The following is a 23,676-nucleotide window of genomic DNA, read 5'->3' as shown; positions in this document are numbered from 1 at the left end:
GGCCTTGTCGCGCTTTGCTATAGCAAAAGTCAACCCCGCTACCGCAGACTCAGGGCAAATAAAACTTTTTGAGACTGCGATGTTGTCCACTATACTTGGTGCCGACAGACGTACTTTGCACTAGATCTTGTGTTGTTGACGCGGCGCCCGCTCCAATGAGCCGGCGCCGTCGGCTTTCCGGCGTAGAAGAAGTTTGGCTGGCCCGGGGCGATGCGCGAGACGGTTTCTCTTTGCGAGGAGAGCGGCGTCGGGCGCGTCGGGCGCCAGCGAGCAGCACCGTGAAGAAGGCATGCAAGCAAGCGCGAATTGCGTCGACCGACACCGCGCGCCAACGCGGGCACCGCATGAGACGCCAATGACAATGCGGGCCGTAAGCGCCGCGATTCGTGTTTTCGGCCTGCTGCATTCACAGCCCGGCTTGACCGCCAAAACACCGCGCGACTTTCACGACGAGTTCGTCACGCGCGCGGCATAAGTGATAAATCCGCGGACCATCCGCACCAATCGAACACCAGGAGTTTTGCACATGCAAACCACCGAAAACGCCACGACTTCATTCGAAGGCGCATCCGCACAGCCGATGAGCGGTGCGCAGGGCGTGGGCGCTCAGGCGCTCGCGCCGAACACGACGTTTGCCGACTACAAGGTCATCCGTCGCAACGGAAGCGTGGTGTCGTTCGAGCCGACGAAAATCGCGATCGCCGTGACGAAGGCATTCATCGCGGTGAACGGCGGTCAGGGCGCAGCTTCGGCGCGTGTGCGCGAGCAAGTCGAGCAACTGACGCAAGCCGTCGTGCGCGCGCTCGTGCGCAGCCGTCCGCACGGCGGGACTTTCCACATCGAAGACATTCAGGATCAGGTCGAGCTCGCGCTGATGCGCGGCGGCGAGCACAACGTCGCGCGCGCGTACGTGCTGTATCGCGAGAAGCGCACGCAGCAGCGTTCGCAAGAGCGCTCGGCCGCGCAAAACGCGCAGTCGCACGAAGGCGCGATCAACGTGACGGACAACGGCGTCACGCGTCCGCTCGATCTCGAAGCGCTGAAGGCGCTGATCGTCTCCGCGTGCGCGAATCTGGGCGATGCGGTGTCCGCCGAGCCGATCGTCGCGGAGACGGTGAAGAACCTGTACGACGGCGTGCCGATGTCGCAGGTCTACGATTCGGCCATTCTCGCCGCGCGCACGATGATCGAGAAGGATCCGGCGTACAGTCAGGTCACGGCGCGCATCCTGCTGCACACGATCCGCCGCGAAATTCTCGAAGAGGAAGTGACGCAAGCCGAAATGGGCGAGCGTTACGCCGAATACTTCCCGCAGTTCATCAAGCGCGGCGTCGAAGCCGGCCTGCTGGATGACAAGCTGCAACAGTTCGACCTCAAGCGCCTCGGCGCCGCGCTCGATCAGAATCGCGATCTGCAGTTCGGCTATCTCGGCCTGCAGACGCTGTACGACCGCTACTTCCTGCACGTCGACGGCACGCGCATCGAGTTGCCGCAGGCATTCTTCATGCGCGTGGCGATGGGCCTGTCGCTGAACGAGATCGACCGTGAAGCGCGCGCGATCGAGTTCTATAACGTGCTGTCGTCGTTCGACTTCATGTCGTCGACGCCGACGCTCTTCAATTCGGGCACGCATCGCTCGCAATTGTCGTCGTGCTATCTGACGACGGTCGCCGACGATCTCGACGGCATCTACGAAGCGCTGAAGGAAAACGCGCTGCTCTCGAAGTTCGCGGGCGGCCTCGGCAACGACTGGACGCGCGTGCGTGCGCTCGGCTCGCACATCAAGGGCACGAACGGCAAGTCGCAGGGCGTCGTGCCGTTCCTGAAGGTCGTGAACGACACGGCCGTCGCGGTGAACCAGGGCGGCAAGCGCAAGGGCGCGGTGTGCGCGTACCTGGAATCGTGGCACCTCGACATCGAGGAATTCCTCGAGCTGCGCAAGAACACCGGCGATGACCGTCGCCGCACGCACGACATGAACACGGCGAACTGGATTCCCGATCTGTTCATGAAGCGCGTCGTCGAAGGCGGCGACTGGACGCTGTTCTCGCCGTCGACCTGCCCGGACCTGCACGATCTGTTCGGCGCCGACTTCGAAAAGGCGTACGTCGCTTACGAAGAGAAAGCCGCGCGCGGCGAAATCAAGCTGTTCAAGAAGCTGCCGGCGGCGCAACTGTGGCGCAAGATGCTTGGCATGCTGTTCGAGACGGGCCATCCGTGGATCACGTTCAAGGATCCGTGCAATGTGCGTTCGCCGCAGCAGCACGTCGGCGTCGTGCACTCGTCGAACCTGTGCACCGAAATCACGCTGAACACGAGCGAGACGGAAATCGCCGTCTGCAATCTGGGCTCGGTGAACCTCGTCGCGCACATGGTGAAGCAGGCCGATGGCAGCTACGCGCTGGATCACGCGAAGCTCAAGCGCACGATCAGCGTCGCGATGCGCATGCTCGACAACGTCATCGACATCAACTACTACGCGGTGCCGAAGGCGCGCAACTCGAACCTGAAGCATCGTCCGGTCGGCATGGGCATCATGGGCTTCCAGGACTGCCTGCATCTGCTGCGCACGCCTTATGCGTCGGGCGAGGCGGTCGAATTCGCGGATCGTTCGATGGAAGCCGTCTGCTACTACGCGTACTACGCGTCGACGGAACTCGCGGAAGAGCGCGGTCGTTACGCGACGTATCGCGGCTCGCTGTGGGATCGCGGCATTCTTCCGCAGGATTCGCTGAAGCTCCTGGCCGAGGCGCGCGGCGGTTATGTCGAAGTGGATACCTCGGAGACGATGGACTGGGCGCAACTGCGCTCGCGCATCTCGACGTACGGCATGCGCAACTCGAACTGCGTGGCGATCGCGCCGACGGCGACGATTTCGAACATCATCGGCGTGTCGGCGTGTATCGAGCCGACGTTCCAGAACCTGTATGTGAAGTCGAATCTGTCGGGCGAATTCACGGTGGTCAACGACTACCTCGTGCGTGATCTGAAGGCGCGCGGCCTGTGGGACGAAGTGATGGTGTCCGATCTGAAGTATTTCGACGGCACGCTTTCGCGCATCGACCGCATTCCGGCCGATCTGCGCGCGATCTACGCGACCGCGTTCGAAGTCGACCCGAAGTGGCTCGTGGAAGCGGCGTCGCGCCGTCAGAAGTGGATTGATCAGGCGCAGTCGCTGAACATCTACATGGCGGGCGCGTCGGGCAAGAAGCTCGACGAGGTCTACAAGCTCGCTTGGATTCGCGGTCTCAAGACGACGTACTACCTCCGCACGATGGCGGCGACGCACGTCGAGAAGTCGACCGTGGCGCACGGTGCGTTGAATGCGGTGCCTTCTTCTTCCGGTGACGGTGGGGCGGGTGCGGCTGGCGGGTTTGGTGGCGGTGCGGCGTCGGCTGCCGGGAATGGTGTCTTCAATGCTGCTGCCGCGAGCGCGCCGGCGGTGGAGGCGGCTCAGGAAGCCGATGGTCCCGTCTGTATGATGCGCCCCGGCGATCCGGGCTTCGATGAGTGTGAGGCTTGTCAGTAAGGTTTTGAGCTGAGAGTCGGTCTCTGCGGACCGGTGCTGGGTGCTTCCTGCTTATGGAAGCGGTCGGTGCCGGTCCGTTTTTGCTTTTTGCTTTTTGCTTTTTGCTTTGCGTTTTGGTTTCGGTTTCGCCGGATCCCGCTTTCGTGTCGGTCTATTAGCGTTGCCCCTGTGCGGGGCGGCACTCACTTTCTTTGCTGCTGCAAAGAAAGTAAGCAAAGAAAGCAGCTTTTCAGGCCCGCGGTCACACGCAATTTGGGTAGTACTCTCGTCCCAGGCGGCACTCGCCTAATGAGTGCCCTCAAACACCTAATCGGACTTGGATCGCGCACGGTCCGCCGCCCGAAGACGTTGAGGACATTGGTTCAGCACGAGATGGCTTCGGCACAGCGCTACGCGCTGCCGCCGGGTACGCAAGGGAAACCAACGGGCGGCAAGTGCAGCGGGACGGAGACGTTAGTAGAGAAGCGCGTGCATCCCCGATTGACCGGACGGCCGCGGAGCGGGCTGGGGCTATTTGGTGCTGAACCCGTTTGGTGTGTGGTGCGATGAGACGGACCGTGCGCGAGCCAAGCCCGATGGGGCCTATGAGGGCACTCTTTAGGCAGCCCACGAACGACGAGAGGACTACCCAAATTGCGTGTGACCGCGGGCGTATCAGTAGCTGCTTTCTTTGCTTACTTTCTTTGCAGCAGCAAAGAAAGTGAGTGCCGCCCCCGCACAGGGGCAGTGCTAATAGACCGACACGATCACGGGATCCGGCGAAACACCGAGCCGACACGATCACGGGATCCGGCGAAACACCGAGCCGACACGATCACGGGATCCGGCGAAACAAAACGCAAAACAGCGAACTCACCCCCGCGTACCGCGAGAAATCTCCGTCCCAGCATCATGCGAAAGCCGCGCCGTAATCGGCATCGAAAGAAAAGAGAACAGCCCGACGACGACAAACGCCGGCCAGAAATCCGACCATTGCACACTCGCATGACCGTTCAGATATTGCGAGAGCTCGAGCGTGATCCCCGCGATCGTCACGCCGAGCCCGAGCGAAACCTGCTGCACGAAGCTAGCAAGGCTCGTCGCGCGGCCCACATCGCGTGTTTCGATCTCAGCGTAAGCAAGCGAGTTGAGGCTCGTGAACTGCAACGCAGGGAAGAAGCCGCCGAGCAGCACGACGGCCCAGATCACCCAGGCCGGCGTGCCGGGAAAGAACGCGCCGCACGCCGCGATCGCGATACCCGACAACGCCGCGTTGTAGAACAGCGTCTGACGGAAGCCGAAGCGATGCAGCACGCGCGATGCGAACGAGCGCATGAACATGCCGCCGAAAGCCGACGCGCACGTGATCGCGCCGGACTTGAACGCGCTCATGCCGAGACCCTCTTGCAGCGCGAGCGGCAGAAGAAACGGCACGGCGCCAAGCCCGATGCGAAACATCGAACCGCCGAGCACGCTCGCCTGAAACGTCGACACGCGGAAAAAGCGCAGATCGAGCAGCGGCTTCTCCACACGTCGCGCGTGGACGCAGTACAGCACGACCATCAGCGCGCCGGCGACGCACATCGCAAAGGCGACGCGCTGCGGAACCAGTTCGCCGCCGACGAGCGAGAGCCCGAGCAACAGCAGCACGCCCGCGCTCGCGGAGAGAAAGAAACCGAACCAGTCGAGACGGCCCGGATGTTCCTCGTGCGAGTTGGCGATGTAGCGGTTGGTCAGCCAGATGCCCGCGATGCCGATCGGGATGTTGATGAAAAAGATCAGGCGCCAGTGCAGATACGTCGTAATGAAGCCGCCGAGCAACGGCCCGACCGCTGGTCCAAGCATTGCGGGCACTGAGAGGTAGTTCATCGCGCGTATGAACTCGGAGCGGCGCACCGAGCGAAAGATGATGATGCGGCCGACAGGCACCATCATCGCGCCGCCGACGCCCTGGATGAAGCGCGCGACGGTGAAGGGGCCAAGCGATGTGGAAGCCGCGCACAACAGCGAGCCGACGACGAACACGCCGATGGCCGTGCGGAACACGGCGCGTGCGCCGAAGCGGTCGGCGACCCATCCGCAGATCGGTATGAAGACGCCGAGTCCGAGCACGTAGCTCGTGACCGCAACCTTCAGCGTCACGGGATCGCGTCCAAACGCGCGCGCCATTTCAGGAATCGCGGTAACGATGACGTTGGCGTCGACGCTTTCCATGAACATCGCGCACGCGACGATGAGAGGGGCAATGAAAGCTTTGACGGCCAGCGGCATGTTGATTCGCGATCGACTCTCGGCGGCAAGAGCGGCGATTATGGCACCGATATGCAGCAATCGCTGAAGGATCGAAGCGCGCTGCGTGGTGCGATGAACATTGAACGAGGAGTGAAGAAGCGATGGACCCGCAAGACCTGCAGCGTCTCGTCACGCAGACGATGCCCTATGGCAAATACAAGGACAGGCTCATCGCCGATCTGCCCGGTCACTATCTCGCGTGGTTCGCGCGTGAGGGTTTTCCACAAGGCAAACTCGGCAGCCTGCTCGCGTTGATGCACGAGATCGATCACAACAATCTGCGCTCGCTGCTCGATCCGTTGCGCGGCCGATGAGCCTTGCGCAGCGCGGTTTCGTGTGAGACGAATCGTCGCGTAAACACGCTATAGATTGTGTTGGCGAGATTTGCAAGCACAAGATATTGTGGAAATACGAGACGTCAAATGCTAAACTTCGGCAACGAATTCGACGCGCGCAGCAGGCATCGACGCTCCATCGAAGTGCTTGCGTCAGCGTGTATCGAGCGATGCGAAGTGCGTGCGGTCACACACATCGAAGCTCATCGAAGAGGAGCGTATGAAGGTCGCGCGTTCATCGATTCGCGACGCATGTTTTGCATCGCATCGCGGGTCGACGAGAGACTTCGATCGATGATCGCAACGCGTCACGCTTCGATGCGTTCGCGCTTGGCAACACAGCATCGAGCGGATCTTCGCAATGAAGCGCGCGTGCTTCGCATCGCACAAGCAGCGTCGTCCGCAGAGCCTTGCGCGACAAGGCTTGCAGAGCAGCGATGAAGTCACGCGAAAGCACGCTGCGATGTCACGGAAGTCACTCAATCAGGACCGCTTCACACTCGATTCAAGAGATGTCGCATCGAGCTTCACACACACGGCTTCGAGCCAAGTGTTGTATGCAGGTAGCAACGTCGAATCTAAATCGCATGAAAACGAGAATTTTCATGAGCAAACTCTTTTATCGCTCATGAAAAGATGGTACAAACCGATCTAAATTGATGGTGAGAATTTATGCTCAACTGGGATGACGAGACCACTGCCGTAGCTCCCTCGAGCGCTCCGCAACAGAACCCGTTGCGTAACGCTCAAGGCACGACTTTCGGTACGCAGGCAGCGCAAGCTGCAACTCATCAAGCTGCCCATCAGATTGCTCAGGCGAACAACATCTTTTCCGATGGCTTCGTTCCGCCCGCAGCCGCAACGCCTTCCGCCAGCGCGATCGCCGCGCAAAGCGAAGCGCGCGTCAATGTCGCCGACAAGCGCATCATCAACGGCAAGACCGACGTCAATCAGCTCGTCCCGTTCAAGTACAAGTGGGCGTGGGAGAAGTACCTCGCCGGTTGCGCGAACCACTGGATGCCGCAGGAAGTGAACATGTCGCGCGACATCGCCCTGTGGAAAGACCCGAACGGTCTCTCGGACGACGAGCGCCGCATCGTCAAGCGCAACCTCGGCTTCTTCGTCACGGCGGACTCGCTCGCCGCGAACAACATCGTGCTCGGCACGTACCGTCACATCACCGCTCCGGAGTGCCGCCAGTTCCTGCTGCGCCAGGCGTTCGAAGAGGCGATCCACACGCACGCGTACCAGTACATCGTCGAATCGCTGGGTCTCGATGAAAGCGAGATCTTCAACGCGTATCACGAGGTCAAGTCGATCCGTGACAAGGACGAGTTTCTGATTCCGTTCATCAACACGCTGACCGACCCGGCCTTCACGACCGGCACGCTCGAAGCGGACCAGAAATTGCTGAAGTCGTTGATCGTGTTCGCCTGCATCATGGAAGGCCTGTTCTTCTATGTCGGCTTCACGCAGATTCTGGCGCTGGGTCGCCAGAACAAGATGACGGGCGCGGCGGAACAGTATCAATACATCCTCCGCGATGAATCGATGCACTGCAATTTCGGCATCGACCTCATCAACCAGATCAAGCTGGAAGAGCCGCAACTGTGGACCGCCGACTTCAAGGCAGAGATCCGCGAGCTCTTCAAGCAGGCTGTCGATCTTGAATATCGCTACGCTGAAGACACCATGCCGCGCGGGGTTCTCGGCCTGAACGCGTCGATGTTCAAGAGCTACTTGCGGTTCATCTGCAACCGGCGTTGCCAGCAGATCGGACTGGACCCGCTCTTCCCGAACGAGGAAAACCCGTTCCCGTGGATGAGCGAAATGATCGACTTGAAGAAGGAACGCAACTTCTTCGAGACACGCGTGATTGAGTATCAAACCGGCGGCGCGCTCACCTGGGAATAATAAAAATCCAGGACGTGTTGCAGACGAAATCGATGGGACGGACGGGCAGCAGCGTGTCGCTCACGCGCGCCCGGCCGACAAGGTTTAGGAGAACGGTCGCCTGATGCAAAGTGCGCCTACTGACTTGGCGGGCCGTGTGGCCCGAATAGAAGACAGGCGTTTTGCGCTCCCTGAAAAGGGATGGGCAAACTTCCCCCCGGAAAATGCCAGCGGCATGCTCGCTGGCTCGATCAAGCGATGGCCGGCGCCGCGAAGAAGCGGTGCTGACTCAATTTGGCGCGCGGTGCCTCGGGGCACGGCGCGCCTTGCCGTATTCATTAGCGTAAGCAGGTGGGATCAGCGTACGCCGATGAATAATCCGCTTCGTAGCGTGCGTTATAGAGAAGGCGACACGTGGGAAGCGGGTTTTGACGAAGGGTGTTGTTTGAACTGACTCTCATCTGAAAACCTGAAGGAGAAAAACCATGGCAGTTGCCAAGAAAAAACCCGCCGCAAAGAAGGCTGCAGCGAAGAAAGTCACCGCCAAGAAGGCCGCTCCGGCGAAGAAGGTTGCGGCCAAGAAGGTCGCTGTGAAGAAGGTTGCAGCGAAGAAAGTAGCGGCGAAGAAGGTCGCAGCGAAGAAGGTCGCGGCGAAGAAGGCACCCGCGAAGAAGGCCGCAGCGAAGAAAGTCGCGACCAAGAAAGTAGCGGCGAAGAAGGTTGCTGCAAAGAAGGTCGCGGCGAAGAAGGCTCCCGCGAAGAAGGCCGCAGCGAAGAAAGTCGCGACCAAGAAAGTAGCGACGAAGAAGGCCGCAGCCAAGAAGGCGCCTGCGAAGAAGGCCGCTGCGAAGAAGACCGCGGCGAAGAAGGCGCCGGCGAAGAAGGCCGCAGCGAAGAAGGCCGCTGCGAAAAAGGCTCCCGCGAAAAAGGCTGCTGCGAAGACCGCAGCCGCTGCGCCTGCGCCTGCTGCTGCGCCCGCACCCGCTGCGAAGAAGGCCCCCGCGAAAAAGGCTCCGGCCAAGAAGGCCGCTGCTGCGAAGAAGACTACGGCTGCCGCTCCTGCCACGACGGCAACGACCGTCTCGGCGCCTGCTCCGGCCGCTCCGGCTGCTGCGGTCAAGACGGCGTTGAACCCGGCAGCGGCATGGCCGTTCCCGACGGGCAGCCGTCCGTAAGCTCTCGCAGTACGCAGCACCCAGGCACAGTGCGCTGTGCCGTTAGTCCGGGTATGCCTACCCGGCCTGAACCCGTCGTCGGGGAAACCTGGCGGCGGGTTTTTCGCTTCGGCCAACGAATTTCATCGCTTGCTCGGGGCGTCGAAAAAGAAAAAGCGCATGCATCTTTCGATACATGCGCATTCTTAGGATGACGCGGCGCTATTTGTCCGCTGAATGCCCTCGTCAGTGAGTGACGCGCGTGACGCCGCCGCTCGACAACAGACGCACTCGCTCGCCCGCCTGAAACACTTCGCCGTTCGCGGTCTGCGTGATCGCGCGCAGGTCGCCGTTATCGAGGCGCACGGTGATCTCGAGACCGTTCTTCATCGCGACGCTATTCTCGACCGCGTTGCCCGCGACGGCGCCAGCCAGCCCGCCGATGATGCCCGCGATGATCGAACCGTTGCCGCCGCCGATCGCACTCGCCGCCGCGACGCCGCCGAGCGCGCCGCCGCCGATCGTGCCGAGGCCCGTAGGCTGGCCGTTGTTCGAGCTGATCTTCACGCCGCGCACGCTTTCGACGGTCGCCATGCGCACCGTTTCCTCACGCTGCGCCTGCGACGCCGTGTAGACGTCCGACGAACTGCTGTTGTAGGCGCAGCCCGTCAGCGCCACCGAGCCGACGAGCGCCATGGCCAGCGCGATACGACTTACCGTTTTCATTCCTTCACTCCAATCATTCAGAACAGGCTGCTTCCGAAGGCCTGCTTGAAACGCTCTTCGATTTCGGCGCGCGTCGGCGCGTAGGTTTGCGGCCCCTGATGTTCGATTTTCAGCGAACCCATCAGACTCGCGAGACGACCCGTTTTCTCCCAGCCAAGCTTGTTTTCGATGCCGTACAGGAGCCCGCCGCGGAATGCGTCGCCGCAACCAGTCGGATCGACCACCTGACGCGCCGCGACGACCGGAATCTCGGCCACGCCATCTTCATGATAGATCTGCGCGCCGTGTTCGCCACGCGTGACGACGAGGGCATCGACCCGGCTCTTGATGTCTTCGATCGACCAGCCGGTCTTGTTGCTCAGCAGCTTGGCTTCGTAATCGTTGACCGCCACGTAGGTGGCGAGTTCAATCATGCGACAAAGTTCCACGCCGTCCAGAATCGGCAATCCCTGGCCCGGGTCGAACACGAACGGCACGCCCGCGCGCGCCAGCCCTTCGGCGTGCTCGCGCATGCCTTGAGCGCCGTCCGGTGCGACGATGCCGAGCGAGATGCCCTGCGCTTCGTCGGCGCGGTTCAGATGCGATTCCATCATCGCGCCGGGGTGGAACGCGGTGATCTGGTTGTTCGCGAGATCGGTCGTGATGAAGCATTGCGCCGAGTGCTGATCGGCCAGCACGCGCACGTATTCCTTCGACAAACCGAGCGCGTCGAGCCGGTCGATGTAGAGCTGCGCATCCGCCGCGCCGAGCGTCGCCATGATCTTCGGATCGCCGCCGAGCAGCTTCAGCGCATACGCGATGTTGCCCGCGCAGCCGCCGAAGTTGCGCCGCATCGTCGGCACCAGGAAGCTGATGTTCAGCATGTGCACCTGATCCGGCAGGATGTGGTCGCCGAAGCGCCCCTGGAAAGTCATGATGTTGTCGTAGGCGAGCGAGCCGCAAATGAGCGTAGCCAAGGCGAACGTCCTTTATAGATAGGGGCCGAGGAGAGAAATCCGCATACGGCGCGCGGCGAGCGCTTCACCGTGCCTCGTATGCGCGGACCGCTCCGGTCGGAAGCGGTCCGGCGAGACGATTTACTTCAGCGCGGCGAGCGCTGCATCGTAGTTCGGCTCATTCTTGATCTCGGGCACGAGCTCCGAATGAAGCACCTTGTTGTTCTCGTCGAGCACGACCACGGCGCGCGCCGTCAGACCCTTGAGCGGGCCGCTCGTCACGTCGACGCCGTAAGCCTGCGCGAATTCGTGGCCGCGGAACGTCGATGCCGTCACGACATTGGCGATACCTTCGGTCGTGCAGAAGCGCTTCGCGGCGAACGGCAGATCGCCCGAAACCACGACCACGACCGTGTTGTTCAGGCCGGCGGCCGCTTCATTGAATTTGCGCGTCGAGGTGGCGCAGGTCGGCGTGTCGAGACTCGGCACGATGTTCAGCACCTTGCGCTTGCCCGCGAAGTTCGCGAGCTTGACGTCGCCGAGATCGGCGCCGACGAGCGTGAATTCGGACGCCTGCTGGCCCGGGCCCGGGAACGTGCCGCTGACGTCGATAGGGTTGCCGCCGAGGGTAACTTGACTCATGTTGCGCTCCAGAGAATTGTCAGATGCTGACGGGAAAATCGCGCGTGCAGGCGCCGCGAGGAGCATGACGCGCGTCGTGTGGAACCGGGGCAGGCGGCGTTCGCGCGCCTGCCCGACATCACGGGTAAAAGACCTGAACCCGGTAATTGGCGGCAACCGCGTCGCCCGTATCCAGCCGGACGATCACCGGTTGCGCGCTTTGCGGCGCGAGGCCGACGGCGAATATCGTACCCGGTCGCGCGTAATCCTGCGGCCAGAGCACGCGCCGGATCGCGACGTTGTTCTTGTCGTCGAGCAGCGTGAGTTCGAGCGCCGGATACGCCAGCGCGACGTCCATCCGGTTGCGCAGCGACAATTTCAGTTCGAGCTTGTGCGGGCCGTCCACCTGGCGCAGCCCGGAACTCTCGATCTGCAATCCGTCGATGTCGCGCGGCGGCGAGATCGTGCAGCCGATCTGATCGCAGACGTTCGAATAGAGCGCGTGCGAGCCGGGCACGTAGACCATCAACGTTTCGCGTTGCCACCATGCGAGCTGCACGAGCAACAGCAACGCCAGCAGCACGGCGACGATGACGCCCACGACACGTCCCGCCTTCCCGGCTCCGCCGCGGCCACGCACCGGCGCGCGCGTTTCCCGCGACTCGCGAATCACGGGAAACGCCTCGTTCGCGCTGACGCGCCGAGCAGGAGCGGGCGGCTTCGTGGCGCCGAAACCGGGCTCCGCGTCGTCGCGCCATGCGGGTACGGCCGGTTCCGCGGCGGCGCGCGCGGGCGGCGCGTCCGGCTGATGAACCGGACCGATGAACGGCTCGGCGCGATCGTCGACAGCATTGGCGAGCGGCGCGACGGGCGGTTCGCCGAGCGGCGTATCGTCGGCTTGCTCGGAGTTCGCGGCATCGGGATGCGGCACGCCGACGCGAATGTACTGCTTCAGGCGGGCGGGTTCCGAAGGCAACGCGGACGGCTCGTTCGCGGCATCGGCTTGATCGGGTTCGCTGCGCGGCGACGCGGCGCGTGTCTGGCTCGACGCGCTCGACGCTGCAGGAGCGTTCGCATAGACGGTGCCTTCGCTGTCGGCATCGGGATGCTTGATGGAACTCGGCGCGCCGAGATCGAGGTTGCGCGGCGCGAACGGGCGCGGCTTGAGCGGCGCATCGGGCGGCGCGGTCACATGCGCGGGTGCATCGGCGGCGGCAGCGTGGCCTGCGCCCGAGCTTGTTGCGGGACCGACGGCGGCATCATCGTCGATGATCGCGGCATGCTGAGCGACGCCTGCCGCGGCCGGCTCGTCCGGAAGCTCGAAGCGATGATGTGCGGCATCGAAAACTTCCTGACAGTGTCCGCAGCGCACGCGGCCGTCATGCGGCGCGAGCAGATGCGGGTCCAGCTTGAATACGGTTTCGCAGTGGGGGCAGCGGGTTGCCAGCGCCATATAAGAAGTGCCGTTGGCCTGACGGCCTGATCGTGGAGGATGGCGCTATTCTAAAGGCTTTCGCGCCGCGTTCCCGCGAGGCATACCCAGCCTTCGTGCTCGCGCCAAACGCCGATGTCGATCCACTTCGCATAGACCGCCGCGACCTCGTCGGCCTGGCGCGCGAGCACGCCCGACAGCGCGATTCTGCCGCCCGGCTTTACCTTCGCGGCGAGCATCGACGCCATCAGCTTGAGCGGATTCGAGAGGATGTTCGCGACGACGATATCGAACTCGCCGGCGGGGCACGCATCGGGCAGGCCGTAGATCACGTCCGCGCGATTGCGCTCGCTGTTCTGACGCGCCGACTCGACCGCTTGCGGATCGATGTCGATGCCGACGACCGGATCGGCGCCGCACTTCTTCGCGAGAATCGCGAGGATGCCGGAGCCGCAGCCGTAATCGAGCAGCGATTGTCCCGGCTTCACCGACTGCTCCAGCCATTCCATGCAAAGCCGCGTGGTCGGATGGCTGCCGGTGCCGAACGCGAGGCCCGGATCGAGTTCGAGCACGAGCGCGTTCGGATCGGGCGCGTCGTGCCACGAAGGCACGACCCAGATGCGCTCGCCGATGGCGATCGGATCGAACTGCGCCTGCGTGAGACGCACCCAGTCCTGCTCCTCGACCTCGCGCACCGTGAACTGCGGGGTTGCCGCGAGGCCGATCTCGTTCGCGGCCGCGGCGAGCAGCACGTCGGGATCTGCGTCCTCGGCGAGCAGCGCGACGACGCGCGAACGGTTCCACGCACGCTTTTCAGGCACGAGACCCGGCTCGCCGAAGAGCGGCTGTTCGTCGGGCGTGTCGGCGTCGGCGTCTTCGACTGACACCGACAGCGCGCCGACTTCAAGCAGCGCATCCGACAGCGCTTCCGCGTGCTCGCGATCCAGCTCGGCGATCAGTTCCCGGTAACTCATGCTATCTCTCTGAATAAGGCGTGCTTCAGGACTCTTCGGCGACGGCGGCCTGGCGCGCGGCCAGCTTGTTCTCGAGATAGTGAATGCTCGTGCCGCCTTCGACGAACTTCGCGTCGATCATCATTTCGCGATGCAGCGGGATGTTCGTCGAAATGCCTTCGACGACCATTTCCGACAGCGCGATACGCATGCGGTTGATCGCCTGCTCGCGCGTCGCGCCGAACGCGATCAGCTTGCCGATCATCGAATCGTAATTCGGCGGAACGAAGTAGTTCGCATACGCGTGGGAATCGACGCGAATGCCCGGGCCGCCCGGCGTATGCCACGACGTGATGCGTCCCGGCGACGGCGTGAACTTGAACGGATCTTCCGCGTTGATGCGGCACTCGATCGCGTGGCCGCGGAACTGGATGTCCTTCTGGCGGATCGAGAGCTTTTCGCCCGCGGCGATGCGGATCTGCTCCTGCACGATATCGACGCCCGTGATGAGTTCCGTCACCGGATGCTCGACCTGCACGCGCGTGTTCATTTCGATGAAGTAGAACTCGCCGTTCTCGTACAGGAACTCGAACGTGCCCGCGCCGAGATAGCCCATCTTCTTGCACGCGTCGGCGCAACGGTCGCCGATGCGCTCGATCAGCCGCCGCGCAATGCCCGGCGCCGGCGCTTCCTCGATCACCTTCTGGTGACGGCGCTGCATCGAGCAGTCGCGCTCGCCGAGCCAGATCGCGTTACGGAACGAGTCCGACAACACCTGAATCTCGATGTGGCGCGGGTTCTCGAGAAACTTCTCCATGTACACCTGCGGGTTGCCGAAGGCGCGGCCCGCTTCTTCGCGCGTCATGTTGACGGCGTTCACGAGCGCCGCTTCGGTGTGCACCACGCGCATGCCGCGCCCGCCGCCGCCGCCCGCCGCCTTGATGATGACGGGGTAGCCGATTGCGCGCGCAATCTTCACGATCTCGCGCGGATCGTCCGGCAATGCGCCTTCGGAGCCCGGCACGCACGGCACGCCGGTCTTGATCATCGTCTGCTTGGCGGTGACCTTGTCGCCCATCAGGCGGATGGTCTCGGGACGCGGCCCGATGAACGTGAAGCCCGATTGCTCGACGCGCTCGGCGAAGTCGGCGTTTTCGGAGAGAAAGCCGTAGCCGGGATGGATGGCTTCGGCGTCGGTGACTTCGGCCGCGCTGATGAGCGCCGGCATGTTCAGGTACGAGAGATTCGAAGGCGCCGGTCCGATGCACACGGCTTCGTCGGCCAGCTTGACGTACTTCGCTTCCTTGTCGGCTTCGGAATAGACGACGACTGTCTTGACGCCCAGCTCGCGGCACGCGCGCTGGATGCGAAGCGCGATTTCGCCGCGGTTCGCAATGAGAATTTTTTCAAACATAGTGGGTCGGCTCATCAACGGGCTCGCGCGAGCGGCCCTCGGGGATCCAATCGGCGGCGCGCTTCTCGACGAATCGATGCCGCATGAAGCGCGCCGGCGCGGCGGGGCCGGGCGGCGGCTGCGAGGCGCATCCGCGGCACGGCCCGGTGCGCCTTTAGTCGCCGATCACGAAGAGCGGCTGGCCGTACTCGACCGCCTGGCCGTTCTCGACGAGGATTTCCTTCACGACGCCGGCCTTGTCCGCTTCGATTTCGTTCAAGAGCTTCATCGCTTCGATGATGCACAGCGTCTGGCCTTCCTTCACCGTATCGCCGACCTGGATGAACGGATCCGCGCCCGGCGACGGCGCACGGTAGAACGAACCGACCATCGGCGAGGTCACGATGTGACCTTGCGGCGCGGCGGCCGCGGGCGCAGCGGCTGCCGGCGCGCCGGCTTCGCCTGCACCGCCGAATTGCGGCGCGGCCGGCGACTGCACTTGCGGTGCGTACTGCTGCGGCGCCTGCATGTAGACCGGCGCGGCGTTCTTGACGATGCGAACCTTGCCTTCGCCTTCCGTCACTTCCAGCTCCGAGATGCCGGATTCCGAGACGAGGTCGATCAGCGTTTTCAGTTTACGAAGGTCCATCGAAAAATCCCCTTTCAATACTTGGAGACCGGGACTGCCCGGCACTTGACTTGATTTGTGGGTGTTCTGATTGCTCAGCCGCGAGTCGGCGCGGCCAGCCGTCCCACACGCGCGCTCGCGAAAGCGCCCGCGCAAACGACGGCTGCAGAATCGGTCGGCACGCCGGTAGCGTTCATGTCGAACGTATCGGCGTGGTCGCTTCGAAGCGCGCGCCCGAACAGCACGCGGATGACGGCTGCGGATGCTCCACGCCTTCCGACCGCCGTTTTGCGGAGGTCGGACTTGACGGCGAGGGGGCCACATGGCACCGGCAGAGTTGTCATAGTCGCTTCGGGTTGTGCGGAATTCGGCGCACTTTAGCGCCGTTTAGAGAATTTTGTCTAGTTTTACTGTGCAGTCCGGCTCGCAACCATGGGACAAATTACCGCCGCGTATTGGGAGTCGCGTCGAATTTCCAGCAAGATCGGCGTACTACGTGCTAACTCGCAGCTTACTCGACGCAAGCCACGGCGTACACGCAGCCAATTTTTACAGGCTGTCGAGCGTATGTTTCAGCTCGGCCGGGTCGACTTCGCCCAGTTTCGTGGAGCGGATTTTCCCATTCGCGTCGATCACGACGGTAAATGGCAGGCCGCCCGCATTATTGCCGAAGCTACGCGCAAGATCCGCGCCGCCGAAGCCGGTGACGTAGACGGGATAGGCGACCGGCACTTTCTTCAGGAAATCGTTGACGTTCTTCTCGCTATCGACGCCGAGTCCGATGAACGTGATGCCTTTCTTTTCGTAATCGCGCTGCATCGCGGAGAGCGTCGGCATTTCCTTCACGCACGGTCCGCACCACGACGCCCAGAAGTTCACGACGACCGGCTTGCCCTTGAACGCCGCGAGCGGTTTCGACGTGCCGGAAGCGCCCGGCGGCGTCGCCTTCCACAGTTGATCGACGGCGTTGCCGCTTGGCTGCGTCGCGGCCACGGTATCGCCGCCAGTGAACAGATGGCCCGCGTAGAAGCCGCCGACGGTCGCGGCGACGGCGACCACGAGGGCCGCCAGAATGCGTGTGCTTTTCATGAGCGTAGAGAAGATAGATCAGCCGCTGATCTCGAGCGGCGGGACATCGGGGTGATCGAGCAGCGTGCGTACGGCCGCCGCGTTCGCGCGGGCGAGGCGGCCGCGGTTGTCCGCGCGCACCGCGCCGCGCAGATCGTCGGGACCGTAGAGCGCGATATGCACGCCGACCGGCTCCTCGTCGCGTGCGCGATGCAGAAAGCTCAGCGTCTCGACATAGCCGCGCCCGGCGAAGTGCCGCGTCTCCGACACGTCGTATTGCACGTTCGCGTTCAGCAGATAAATCGCGACTTCCTTGGGATTGTCGCAGAAGCATTGCAGATGAATATCGGAGTGCTCGCCTGCGGTGCCGTTGAGCACCGCGCCCGTCAGATATGGATCGAAGGGTGTCAGGCGCTCCATCCAGTCGAGCGCGACTTCGCGCATCCGGCGCAGCACGGCTGGCTGGCTGTCGCTCTGGAAAATCGCCTGATACTCGCGGATTTCCTCTTCGATCTGGTCGTTATCGGGCAGGAACTCGCCGCCGATCTTCGCCTCGCCGACGACCTGCCGCGCAGCCTTGCGCTTGGCGGTGGAGTAGTCGAGGCCGTCTTCGGCGATCATCCTCGCGGCAGCGATCGCGATTTCCTCGCGCACGCGCTGCGGATCGAAATGTGATTTGCGAACCATGCCGGAATGATACTAGATAAGCTCGAGCGGCCCTTTTGCGGGCCAAGGGCGGCAGGCTTGCGCCGGGGGAAAAGCGCTTAGCCTGCTCGGTTACAATATGCGCCTTCAGGCGCCTTTCTGCACGGGTTTGCCCTCAGGTTCACCGGTACGGCGCCGTTCCTGTTTTCGCATCTCAATCGCCCGCGCGGCGCGACACGGTTTATGCACATCCACATCCTCGGCATCTGCGGCACCTTCATGGGCGGACTCGCCGTCCTGGCGCGCGAGGCGGGCCACAAGGTCACCGGCTGCGACGCCGGCGTCTACCCGCCGATGAGCACGCAACTCGAAGCGCAGGGCATCGAACTGATCGAAGGTTACGGCATCGAGCAGCTCGCGCTCGAGCCGGATCTCTTCGTCATCGGCAACGTGGTGACGCGCGGCAATCCGCTGATGGAAGCCATCCTCGATCGCGGCCTGCCATACACATCCGGCCCGCAGTGGCTCGGCGAACATGTGCTGAACGGCAAATGGGTGCTCGCGGTGGCGGGCACGCACGGCAAGACCACGACGAGCTCGATGCTCGCATGGCTGCTCGAAGACGCGGGCATGAATCCCGGCTTTCTGATCGGCGGCGTGCCGTTGAACTTCGGCATTTCCGCGCGCCTGACCGATTCGAGCTTTTTCGTCATCGAAGCCGACGAGTACGACACGGCATTCTTCGACAAGCGTTCGAAGTTCGTGCATTACCGTCCGCGCACGGCCGTGCTCAATAATCTCGAATTCGATCACGCCGATATCTTCCCCGATCTCGCGGCCATCGAAACGCAATTCCACCACCTTGTGCGCACGGTGCCGGGCGTCGGGCGCATCGTCACGAACGGGCGCGAGGCGGCGCTGGAACGCGTGCTCACGCGCGGCTGCTGGTCGGGCGTCGAACGCTTCGGCGTCGAAGGCGGATGGGAGGCGCTGCCCGTCGAACAAGGCGCCGCCGTCGACGAGCAGTTCGCCGTGTATTGGGAAGGCGAGCGCCAGGGCGTCGTCGACTGGCAGGTGCAGGGCGAGCACAATCGGATGAACGCGCTCGCTGCGATCGCGGCCGCGCGCTCGGTCGGCGTGCCGGCGGCGCAATCGGCGAAATCGCTCGCGAGTTTTCGCAACGTCAAGCGGCGCATGGAAGTGAAGGGCAGCGTCGACGGCGTCACCGTCTACGACGACTTCGCGCATCATCCGACCGCAATCGAGACGACCGTCGCGGGCCTGCGCACGCGCATCGGCAATTCGGATACGTCGCGCATCCTCGCCGTGCTGGAACCGCGCTCGAACACGATGAAACTCGGCACGATGAAAGCGCAATTGCCGGCGAGTCTCGCGGGCGCGGATCTCGTCTTCGGCTACGGCGCGCGCGAAGGCCGCGACAAGCTCGGCTGGAATCTCGCAGAAGCGCTCTCACCGCTCGGCGACAAGGCGCGGGCATTCGACGAAATCGAACCTCTGGTGAAGGCGGTCGCGGCCGCCGCGCGCCCCGGCGACCACGTACTCGTGATGAGCAACGGCGGCTTCGGCGGCGTCCATCAGAAACTGCTCGACGCGCTTTCGGCGCGTGGCGCAGGAGGACATTCGTGATTCTCTATCTGCACGGCTTTCGCTCGTCTCCCCAATCGTTCAAGGCGCGCGTGATGCACGCGCGGCTCGCGGAACTCGGGAGGCTCGGCGAATGGCAGTGCCCGTCGCTGCCGGTATCGCCGTGCGATGCCGTCGCGCTGGCCGAATCGCTCGCGGCGGGCGAGAAAGCGGGCGATGTGACCGTCGTCGGCAGTTCGCTCGGCGGCTATTACGCGACGTATCTCGCGGAGAAACACGGCTGGCGCGCCGTGCTGCTCAATCCGGCGGTCGTGCCGGATCGCGATCTGAGCCATTTTCTCGGCGAGCAGCCGTTGTGGCACGGCGGCGGAACGATCACCGTGCTGCCGCGCCATCTCGACGAGTTGCGCGCGCTCAAGGTCGAATCGATCACGCGGCCCGAGCGCTACTATCTGATCGCGGCGACGGGCGACGAAGTGCTCGATTACCGCACGATGCTCGACCACTATCCCGGCGTGCGAACCACGCTGATTCAGGGCAGCGATCACGCGATCAGCGACTTCCCGGCTTATCTCGCCGATGTCATCGCGTTCTGCGACCAGGCGCCGCCACCCGTGCGCGCGACCGCAGCCGCCTGAGCCCATTCATTCGCCGGCGCGCGGCAAGCGCGGCCCGGTCCACCGTTTTACGAGAGTATTGAGTGAACGTTTTCTTCGAGGAATCGGGTAGTTTCAAGGCCGGATCGGTGTTGTCGAAACAGGGCGACGCGTTCCAGGTCGAATTGCCGGGCGGCCGGCGCGCGAAAGTGCGCGCGAAAGACGTGCTGATCGAGTTCGAGAAGCCCGCAGCCGGCGATCTGATGCAGGAAGCCGACGCCATCGCGCAGGAGATCGATCTCGACTTCCTGTGGGAATGCGCGCCCGACGAGGAATTTCCGTTCGCCGCGCTCGGCGCGGATTACTTCGGCGACAAGTTCGGACCCGCCGAACGCGCGGCGCTCGTCCTGCGCATGCACGGCGCGCCGGTTTACTTCCGGCGCAAAGGGCGCGGCCAGTATCAGCGCGCGCCGCAGGAACAATTGCAGATGGCGCTCGCGTCGCTCGAACGCAAGCGTCAGCAGGCGCTCGTGCAGCAGGGCTGGGAAGAGGAACTGAAGGCGGGCAAGCTGCCCGATGCGCTGAAGGGCAAGGCGATCGGCCTGCTCACGAAGCCGGACAAGAACTCGATCGAGTACAAGGCGCTCGAAGCGGCGGCGGCGGCGCGCGGCATCTCGCAGGCGCGGCTGATGCTCGAATGCGGCGGCATCGCGTCGCCCCGACAGTTGCACGAGGCGAAGTTCCTGTCGGAGTTCTTCCCGCACGGCATCGGTTTTCCGTCGGTGCAGCCGGGACCGCTGCCCGAGGATTTGCCGGAAGCGCACGTCGAAGCGTTCTCCATCGACGACGTCACCACCACCGAAATCGACGATGCCTTCTCCGTCGAGCATCTTTCGGATGGCCGCGTGCGCGTGGGCATCCACATCGCGGCGCCGGCGCTCGGCATTACGCGTGGCGACACGATCGACGCCATCGCGCGCGGTCGTCTCTCCACGGTCTACATGCCCGGCGACAAGATCACGATGCTGCCCGACAACGTCGTCGACGTGTTCACGCTGGGCGAGGGCGGGCTGCGCCCGGCGCTGTCGCTGTACATCATCGTGAATCGCGAGACGCAGGATATCGTCGCCACTGAAACGCGCGCCGAACGCGTGTTCGTGAAGAGCAACCTGCGCCACAACCATCTCGACGAGTTCGTCACCGAGGAAACGCTCGCGGCCGGCACGGGCGACTATCCGCACAAGGAAGACATCGCGGTGCTGTGGCCGCTCGCGCAGGCGCTCTTCGAAAAGCGTCAGCAGGCGCGCGCGACTTACGGCCTCAAGCGCGAAGTGCAGCGCAACAACGACTTCAACTTTTATGTCGATGGCGAGCACATCACGATCACGCCGCGCCGTCGCGGTTCGCCGCTCGATCTGATCGTCGCGGAACTGGCGATTCTCGCGAATTCGTCGTGGGGCGCGTTCCTCAACGATCACGGCGTGCCGGGCATCTATCGTTCGCAGCGCGGCTTCGGCGGTCCGGGACCGAAACGCACGCGCATGCAGACGACGCCCGCGCCGCACGAAGGCCTGGGCGTCGCGCAATATGCGTGGAGCACGTCGCCGCTGCGCCGTTATGTCGACCTCGTCAATCAATGGCAGTTGCTCGCGTGCGTGCAGCATGGCGTGACAGCCAAGCTCGCCGCGCCGTTCAAGCCGAAGGACGCGGACCTTTTCGCCGTCGTGCAGGGTTTCGACGACACGTACACCGCGTATGCCGATCACCAGCGCCGCATGGAGTATTTCTGGTGCCTGCGCTGGCTCAAGCAGGAGAACAGGAAGCACGTTCCCGCTTCGGTCATCAAGGACGATCTCGTGCGGCTCGAAGAGATTCCGCTGATCCTGCACGTGCCCGGCCTCGGCGTGCATGCGCGCGGCACGCGTGTGATGCTCGAAGTCGTATCGATCGACGAGCTGACGGTCGAAGCATCGTGCCGTCTGCTGCATGTGATCGACGCGCCGTCCGCGAGCGCGCCGGTCGAGGAAGAAGAGGCGGAAGAAGAGATCATCGAGACGAGCGATCTTTCTGCCGAAAGCGAAGCCGAAGCGCAGGCGGAAGCGTCGGTGGAGCAGCCACAACCGGAAACGCCCGACAACGCGCAGGAACCGACGCCATGAAAGACCAATACGCGGTGATCGGCAATCCGATCGAGCACAGCAAATCGCCGTGGATTCACGCGAAGTTCGCCGCGCAGACCGGCGAGCCGATCGAATACGGCCGCATTCTCGGGCCGCTCGATGGCTTCACGCGTGAAGTGAAGGCGTTCATCGCGTCGGGCGGACGCGGCATGAACGTCACCGTGCCGTTCAAGCTCGAAGCGCACGCGCTCGCCGATTCGCTGTCGCCGCGCGCGGCAGCGGCGGGCGCGGTGAACACGCTCGCCTTCGGGCCGGATGGCGTGCGCGGCGACAACACCGATGGCGTCGGCCTCGTGCGCGACATCGAAGTGAATCTCGGCGTGAGTCTGAAAGGCGCGCGCATTCTGCTGCTCGGCGCGGGCGGCGCGGCGCGCGGCGTCGTGCTGCCGATCTTCGATCGCGCGCCGGCGGCGCTCACCATCGTCAACCGCACGGCGGCGAAGGCGCATCAGCTCGTCGATCAGTTCGCGCAGAACGCGTCCGAGTGCGGCGTGCGTTTCTCGGGCGGCGGCGCCGACAGCGCGGAAGCCGGGCAGTACGACGTGATCGTCAACGCGACCGCGGGCAGCCTCGACGCCGCCTTGCCCGATTGCGACGACAGCGCGTTCGGCGCGGGCACGCTCGCCTACGACATGATGTACGGCGCGCAGCCGACCGTCTTCATGCAACACGCGTCGAAGCTCGGCGCGCGCGCATCGGACGGTCTCGGCATGCTGGTCGAGCAGGCCGCCGAATCGTTTTTCATCTGGCGCGGCGTGCGCCCGGATGGCGGCGCGGTGCTGCGCGATCTGCGCGCCGCGCTGGCCGCGAAAGCCTGACATGACCACCGCGCCCGTCGGCAGCCAGGGCAGCCGCTCGCCGCGCGTGCGCAAAGCGGTGCGGCTCGGCCCGGCGCGCTGGATCGCGTACGGCGTATCGGTGCTCGGCATCGCGTTCATCGCGACGCAAATGTGGTTCTTCGCGCAGATCGGCATCTGGACGATCGTCAATCCCGGTCCGACGGCCTTCATGCGCGCCGACGCGTGGACGCTCGCGAAGACGCATCCGGGCATTTCGCTGCAACGCACCTGGGTGCCGTACGAGCAGATTTCGCGCAATCTGAAGCGCGCGATCATCGCTTCGGAAGACGCGAATTTCGTCAATAACAACGGCTACGAAACCGACGCCATCCTTCAGGCGTGGGAGAAGAACAAGGCGCGCGGAAAAATCGTCGCGGGCGGCTCGACCATTTCGCAGCAGCTCGCGCGCAACCTGTTTCTGTCGCGCGAAAAGAGCTATGTGCGCAAGGCGCAGGAGCTCGTCATCACCTGGATGCTCGAGTTCTGGATGGACAAAGAACGCATCTTCGAGATCTACCTGAATTCGGTCGAGTGGGGCAACGGCGTGTACGGCGCGGAAGCGGCGGCGCGGTATTACTACAAGACATCGGCGGCGAAACTGACGGCCTGGCAGAGCGCGCGGCTTGCGGTGATGCTGCCGCGTCCGAAGTATTTCGACGACCATCGCAATGCGCCGTATTTGTCGCAGCGCGCGGGCGTCATCGCACGGCGGATGGGGGCGGCGGAACTGCCGCAGTGAAATTTAGCTGGCCGCGATAAACAACGCAAAGCCCTGATAATTCAGGGCTTTTTTGTTTTCCAGGAGCTTTCGGCTGCAAGATTCTCTCCCATTATGTGAGCATGACGATCACATATTGAATAAATCGAAGAGCC

General features: G+C 63.5%; 20 protein-coding genes. 10 read left to right on the top strand and 10 right to left on the bottom strand.

The genetic code is table 11. From position 1 onward, the window contains the following. The first annotated feature begins 526 nt into the window (after positions 1 to 526). On the top strand, positions 527 to 3,529 hold the full coding sequence (locus tag NCS02_RS12070) for a ribonucleoside-diphosphate reductase subunit alpha (RefSeq protein WP_239295167.1): 3,003 nt from the start codon (positions 527 to 529) through the stop codon (positions 3,527 to 3,529). Positions 3,530 to 4,381: 852 nt separating this feature from the next. Here the strand turns inward: NCS02_RS12070 and NCS02_RS12065 are convergent. Then, complete coding sequence (locus NCS02_RS12065) at positions 4,382 to 5,779, bottom strand: MFS transporter (RefSeq protein WP_250523151.1); 1,398 nt, start codon at positions 5,777 to 5,779, stop codon at positions 4,382 to 4,384. Positions 5,780 to 5,901: 122 nt separating this feature from the next. On the opposite strand from NCS02_RS12065, the gene NCS02_RS12060 reads away from it, so the two are divergent. From NCS02_RS12060 to NCS02_RS12045, 4 genes are all read left to right on the top strand, one after another. Next, positions 5,902 to 6,114 carry a DUF3820 family protein gene (locus NCS02_RS12060; RefSeq protein WP_008342924.1) on the top strand — a complete coding sequence of 71 codons (213 nt, stop codon included), beginning with the start codon at positions 5,902 to 5,904 and terminating at the stop codon, positions 6,112 to 6,114. A gap of 693 nt (positions 6,115 to 6,807) precedes the next feature. Further along, positions 6,808 to 8,049, top strand: a complete 1,242-nt coding sequence (locus NCS02_RS12055) for a ribonucleotide-diphosphate reductase subunit beta (protein WP_008342919.1) — start codon at positions 6,808 to 6,810, stop codon at positions 8,047 to 8,049. 103 nt (positions 8,050 to 8,152) lie between these two features. Continuing rightward, positions 8,153 to 8,482 carry a hypothetical protein gene (locus NCS02_RS12050; protein ID WP_239295166.1) on the top strand — a complete coding sequence of 110 codons (330 nt, stop codon included), beginning with the start codon at positions 8,153 to 8,155 and terminating at the stop codon, positions 8,480 to 8,482. A gap of 31 nt (positions 8,483 to 8,513) precedes the next feature. Beyond that, the gene (locus NCS02_RS12045) at positions 8,514 to 9,203 is read left to right on the top strand and encodes a histone H1-like DNA-binding protein (protein ID WP_034471475.1); all 690 of its coding nucleotides are present in this window, start codon (positions 8,514 to 8,516) and stop codon (positions 9,201 to 9,203) included. A 225-nt stretch (positions 9,204 to 9,428) separates the two neighbouring features. Here the strand turns inward: NCS02_RS12045 and NCS02_RS12040 are convergent, their stop codons facing one another. The 9 genes from NCS02_RS12040 to NCS02_RS12000 all read right to left on the bottom strand — a co-directional run bounded on the left by NCS02_RS12040 (position 9,429) and on the right by NCS02_RS12000 (position 17,625). Then, positions 9,429 to 9,908, bottom strand: coding sequence for an outer membrane lipoprotein (locus tag NCS02_RS12040; RefSeq protein WP_008342914.1), 480 nt, complete (start codon positions 9,906 to 9,908; stop codon positions 9,429 to 9,431). Between the two features lie 17 nt (positions 9,909 to 9,925). Next, positions 9,926 to 10,864, bottom strand: a complete 939-nt coding sequence (locus NCS02_RS12035; protein ID WP_008342912.1) for a carbohydrate kinase family protein — start codon at positions 10,862 to 10,864, stop codon at positions 9,926 to 9,928. Between the two features lie 120 nt (positions 10,865 to 10,984). Continuing rightward, positions 10,985 to 11,485, bottom strand: coding sequence for a thiol peroxidase (tpx, locus tag NCS02_RS12030; protein ID WP_008342910.1), 501 nt, complete (start codon positions 11,483 to 11,485; stop codon positions 10,985 to 10,987). Positions 11,486 to 11,603: 118 nt separating this feature from the next. Then, positions 11,604 to 12,917 (bottom strand): zinc-ribbon and DUF3426 domain-containing protein, encoded by a 1,314-nt coding sequence (locus NCS02_RS12025; RefSeq protein ID WP_250480688.1) that lies wholly within the window; start codon positions 12,915 to 12,917, stop codon positions 11,604 to 11,606. A gap of 50 nt (positions 12,918 to 12,967) precedes the next feature. Continuing rightward, positions 12,968 to 13,870, bottom strand: a complete 903-nt coding sequence (gene prmA / locus NCS02_RS12020) for a 50S ribosomal protein L11 methyltransferase (protein ID WP_008342906.1) — start codon at positions 13,868 to 13,870, stop codon at positions 12,968 to 12,970. 25 nt (positions 13,871 to 13,895) lie between these two features. Next, positions 13,896 to 15,263: an acetyl-CoA carboxylase biotin carboxylase subunit gene (accC, locus tag NCS02_RS12015; RefSeq protein WP_008342904.1), complete on the bottom strand. Its 1,368-nt coding sequence runs from the start codon at positions 15,261 to 15,263 to the stop codon at positions 13,896 to 13,898. A gap of 154 nt (positions 15,264 to 15,417) precedes the next feature. Further along, positions 15,418 to 15,891, bottom strand: a complete 474-nt coding sequence (accB, locus tag NCS02_RS12010) for an acetyl-CoA carboxylase biotin carboxyl carrier protein (protein ID WP_008342903.1) — start codon at positions 15,889 to 15,891, stop codon at positions 15,418 to 15,420. Between the two features lie 528 nt (positions 15,892 to 16,419). Further along, positions 16,420 to 16,959, bottom strand: a complete 540-nt coding sequence (locus tag NCS02_RS12005) for a TlpA family protein disulfide reductase (RefSeq protein WP_239295164.1) — start codon at positions 16,957 to 16,959, stop codon at positions 16,420 to 16,422. Between the two features lie 18 nt (positions 16,960 to 16,977). Continuing rightward, a complete protein-coding gene (locus NCS02_RS12000; protein ID WP_008342899.1) occupies positions 16,978 to 17,625 on the bottom strand; it encodes a hypothetical protein in 648 nt (215 codons plus the stop codon). 201 nt (positions 17,626 to 17,826) lie between these two features. Between NCS02_RS12000 and mpl the strand changes: the two genes are divergently transcribed. The 5 genes from mpl to mtgA all read left to right on the top strand — a co-directional run bounded on the left by mpl (position 17,827) and on the right by mtgA (position 23,542). Further along, positions 17,827 to 19,230, top strand: coding sequence for a UDP-N-acetylmuramate:L-alanyl-gamma-D-glutamyl-meso-diaminopimelate ligase (gene mpl, locus NCS02_RS11995; protein ID WP_250523150.1), 1,404 nt, complete (start codon positions 17,827 to 17,829; stop codon positions 19,228 to 19,230). After that, a complete protein-coding gene (locus tag NCS02_RS11990; RefSeq protein WP_008342897.1) occupies positions 19,227 to 19,826 on the top strand; it encodes a YqiA/YcfP family alpha/beta fold hydrolase in 600 nt (199 codons plus the stop codon). Before mpl ends, NCS02_RS11990 begins: the two co-directional genes overlap by 4 nt. Positions 19,827 to 19,888: 62 nt before the next feature. After that, a complete protein-coding gene (locus NCS02_RS11985; protein WP_033536347.1) occupies positions 19,889 to 21,943 on the top strand; it encodes a ribonuclease catalytic domain-containing protein in 2,055 nt (684 codons plus the stop codon). After that, positions 21,940 to 22,782 carry a shikimate dehydrogenase gene (gene aroE / locus NCS02_RS11980; RefSeq protein WP_239295161.1) on the top strand — a complete coding sequence of 281 codons (843 nt, stop codon included), beginning with the start codon at positions 21,940 to 21,942 and terminating at the stop codon, positions 22,780 to 22,782. The genes NCS02_RS11985 and aroE overlap by 4 nt, the downstream gene beginning before the upstream one ends. A 1-nt stretch (position 22,783) precedes the next feature. Continuing rightward, a complete protein-coding gene (gene mtgA / locus NCS02_RS11975; RefSeq protein WP_250435196.1) occupies positions 22,784 to 23,542 on the top strand; it encodes a monofunctional biosynthetic peptidoglycan transglycosylase in 759 nt (252 codons plus the stop codon). Positions 23,543 to 23,676 lie beyond the last annotated feature (134 nt).

The sequence above is a fragment of the Caballeronia sp. NCF2 genome, assembly GCF_023631205.1.
GTDB lineage: Bacteria > Pseudomonadota > Gammaproteobacteria > Burkholderiales > Burkholderiaceae > Caballeronia > Caballeronia zhejiangensis.
The sequence above is the reverse complement of the archived record's forward strand: the minus strand, read 5'-3'. Positions and strand labels throughout refer to the sequence as shown.

Coding starts and splice junctions, on each gene's coding strand:
- NCS02_RS12070 (WP_239295167.1), top strand. CDS start 527: ATGCAAACCACCGAAAACGCCACGACTTCATTCGAAGGCGCATCCGCA.
- NCS02_RS12065 (WP_250523151.1), bottom strand. CDS start 5,779: ATGCCGCTGGCCGTCAAAGCTTTCATTGCCCCTCTCATCGTCGCGTGC.
- NCS02_RS12060 (WP_008342924.1), top strand. CDS start 5,902: ATGGACCCGCAAGACCTGCAGCGTCTCGTCACGCAGACGATGCCCTAT.
- NCS02_RS12055 (WP_008342919.1), top strand. CDS start 6,808: ATGCTCAACTGGGATGACGAGACCACTGCCGTAGCTCCCTCGAGCGCT.
- NCS02_RS12050 (WP_239295166.1), top strand. CDS start 8,153: ATGCAAAGTGCGCCTACTGACTTGGCGGGCCGTGTGGCCCGAATAGAA.
- NCS02_RS12045 (WP_034471475.1), top strand. CDS start 8,514: ATGGCAGTTGCCAAGAAAAAACCCGCCGCAAAGAAGGCTGCAGCGAAG.
- NCS02_RS12040 (WP_008342914.1), bottom strand. CDS start 9,908: ATGAAAACGGTAAGTCGTATCGCGCTGGCCATGGCGCTCGTCGGCTCG.
- tpx (WP_008342910.1), bottom strand. CDS start 11,485: ATGAGTCAAGTTACCCTCGGCGGCAACCCTATCGACGTCAGCGGCACG.
- NCS02_RS12025 (WP_250480688.1), bottom strand. CDS start 12,917: ATGGCGCTGGCAACCCGCTGCCCCCACTGCGAAACCGTATTCAAGCTG.
- prmA (WP_008342906.1), bottom strand. CDS start 13,870: ATGAGTTACCGGGAACTGATCGCCGAGCTGGATCGCGAGCACGCGGAA.
- accC (WP_008342904.1), bottom strand. CDS start 15,263: ATGTTTGAAAAAATTCTCATTGCGAACCGCGGCGAAATCGCGCTTCGC.
- accB (WP_008342903.1), bottom strand. CDS start 15,891: ATGGACCTTCGTAAACTGAAAACGCTGATCGACCTCGTCTCGGAATCC.
- NCS02_RS12005 (WP_239295164.1), bottom strand. CDS start 16,959: ATGAAAAGCACACGCATTCTGGCGGCCCTCGTGGTCGCCGTCGCCGCG.
- NCS02_RS12000 (WP_008342899.1), bottom strand. CDS start 17,625: ATGGTTCGCAAATCACATTTCGATCCGCAGCGCGTGCGCGAGGAAATC.
- mpl (WP_250523150.1), top strand. CDS start 17,827: ATGCACATCCACATCCTCGGCATCTGCGGCACCTTCATGGGCGGACTC.
- aroE (WP_239295161.1), top strand. CDS start 21,940: ATGAAAGACCAATACGCGGTGATCGGCAATCCGATCGAGCACAGCAAA.
- mtgA (WP_250435196.1), top strand. CDS start 22,784: ATGACCACCGCGCCCGTCGGCAGCCAGGGCAGCCGCTCGCCGCGCGTG.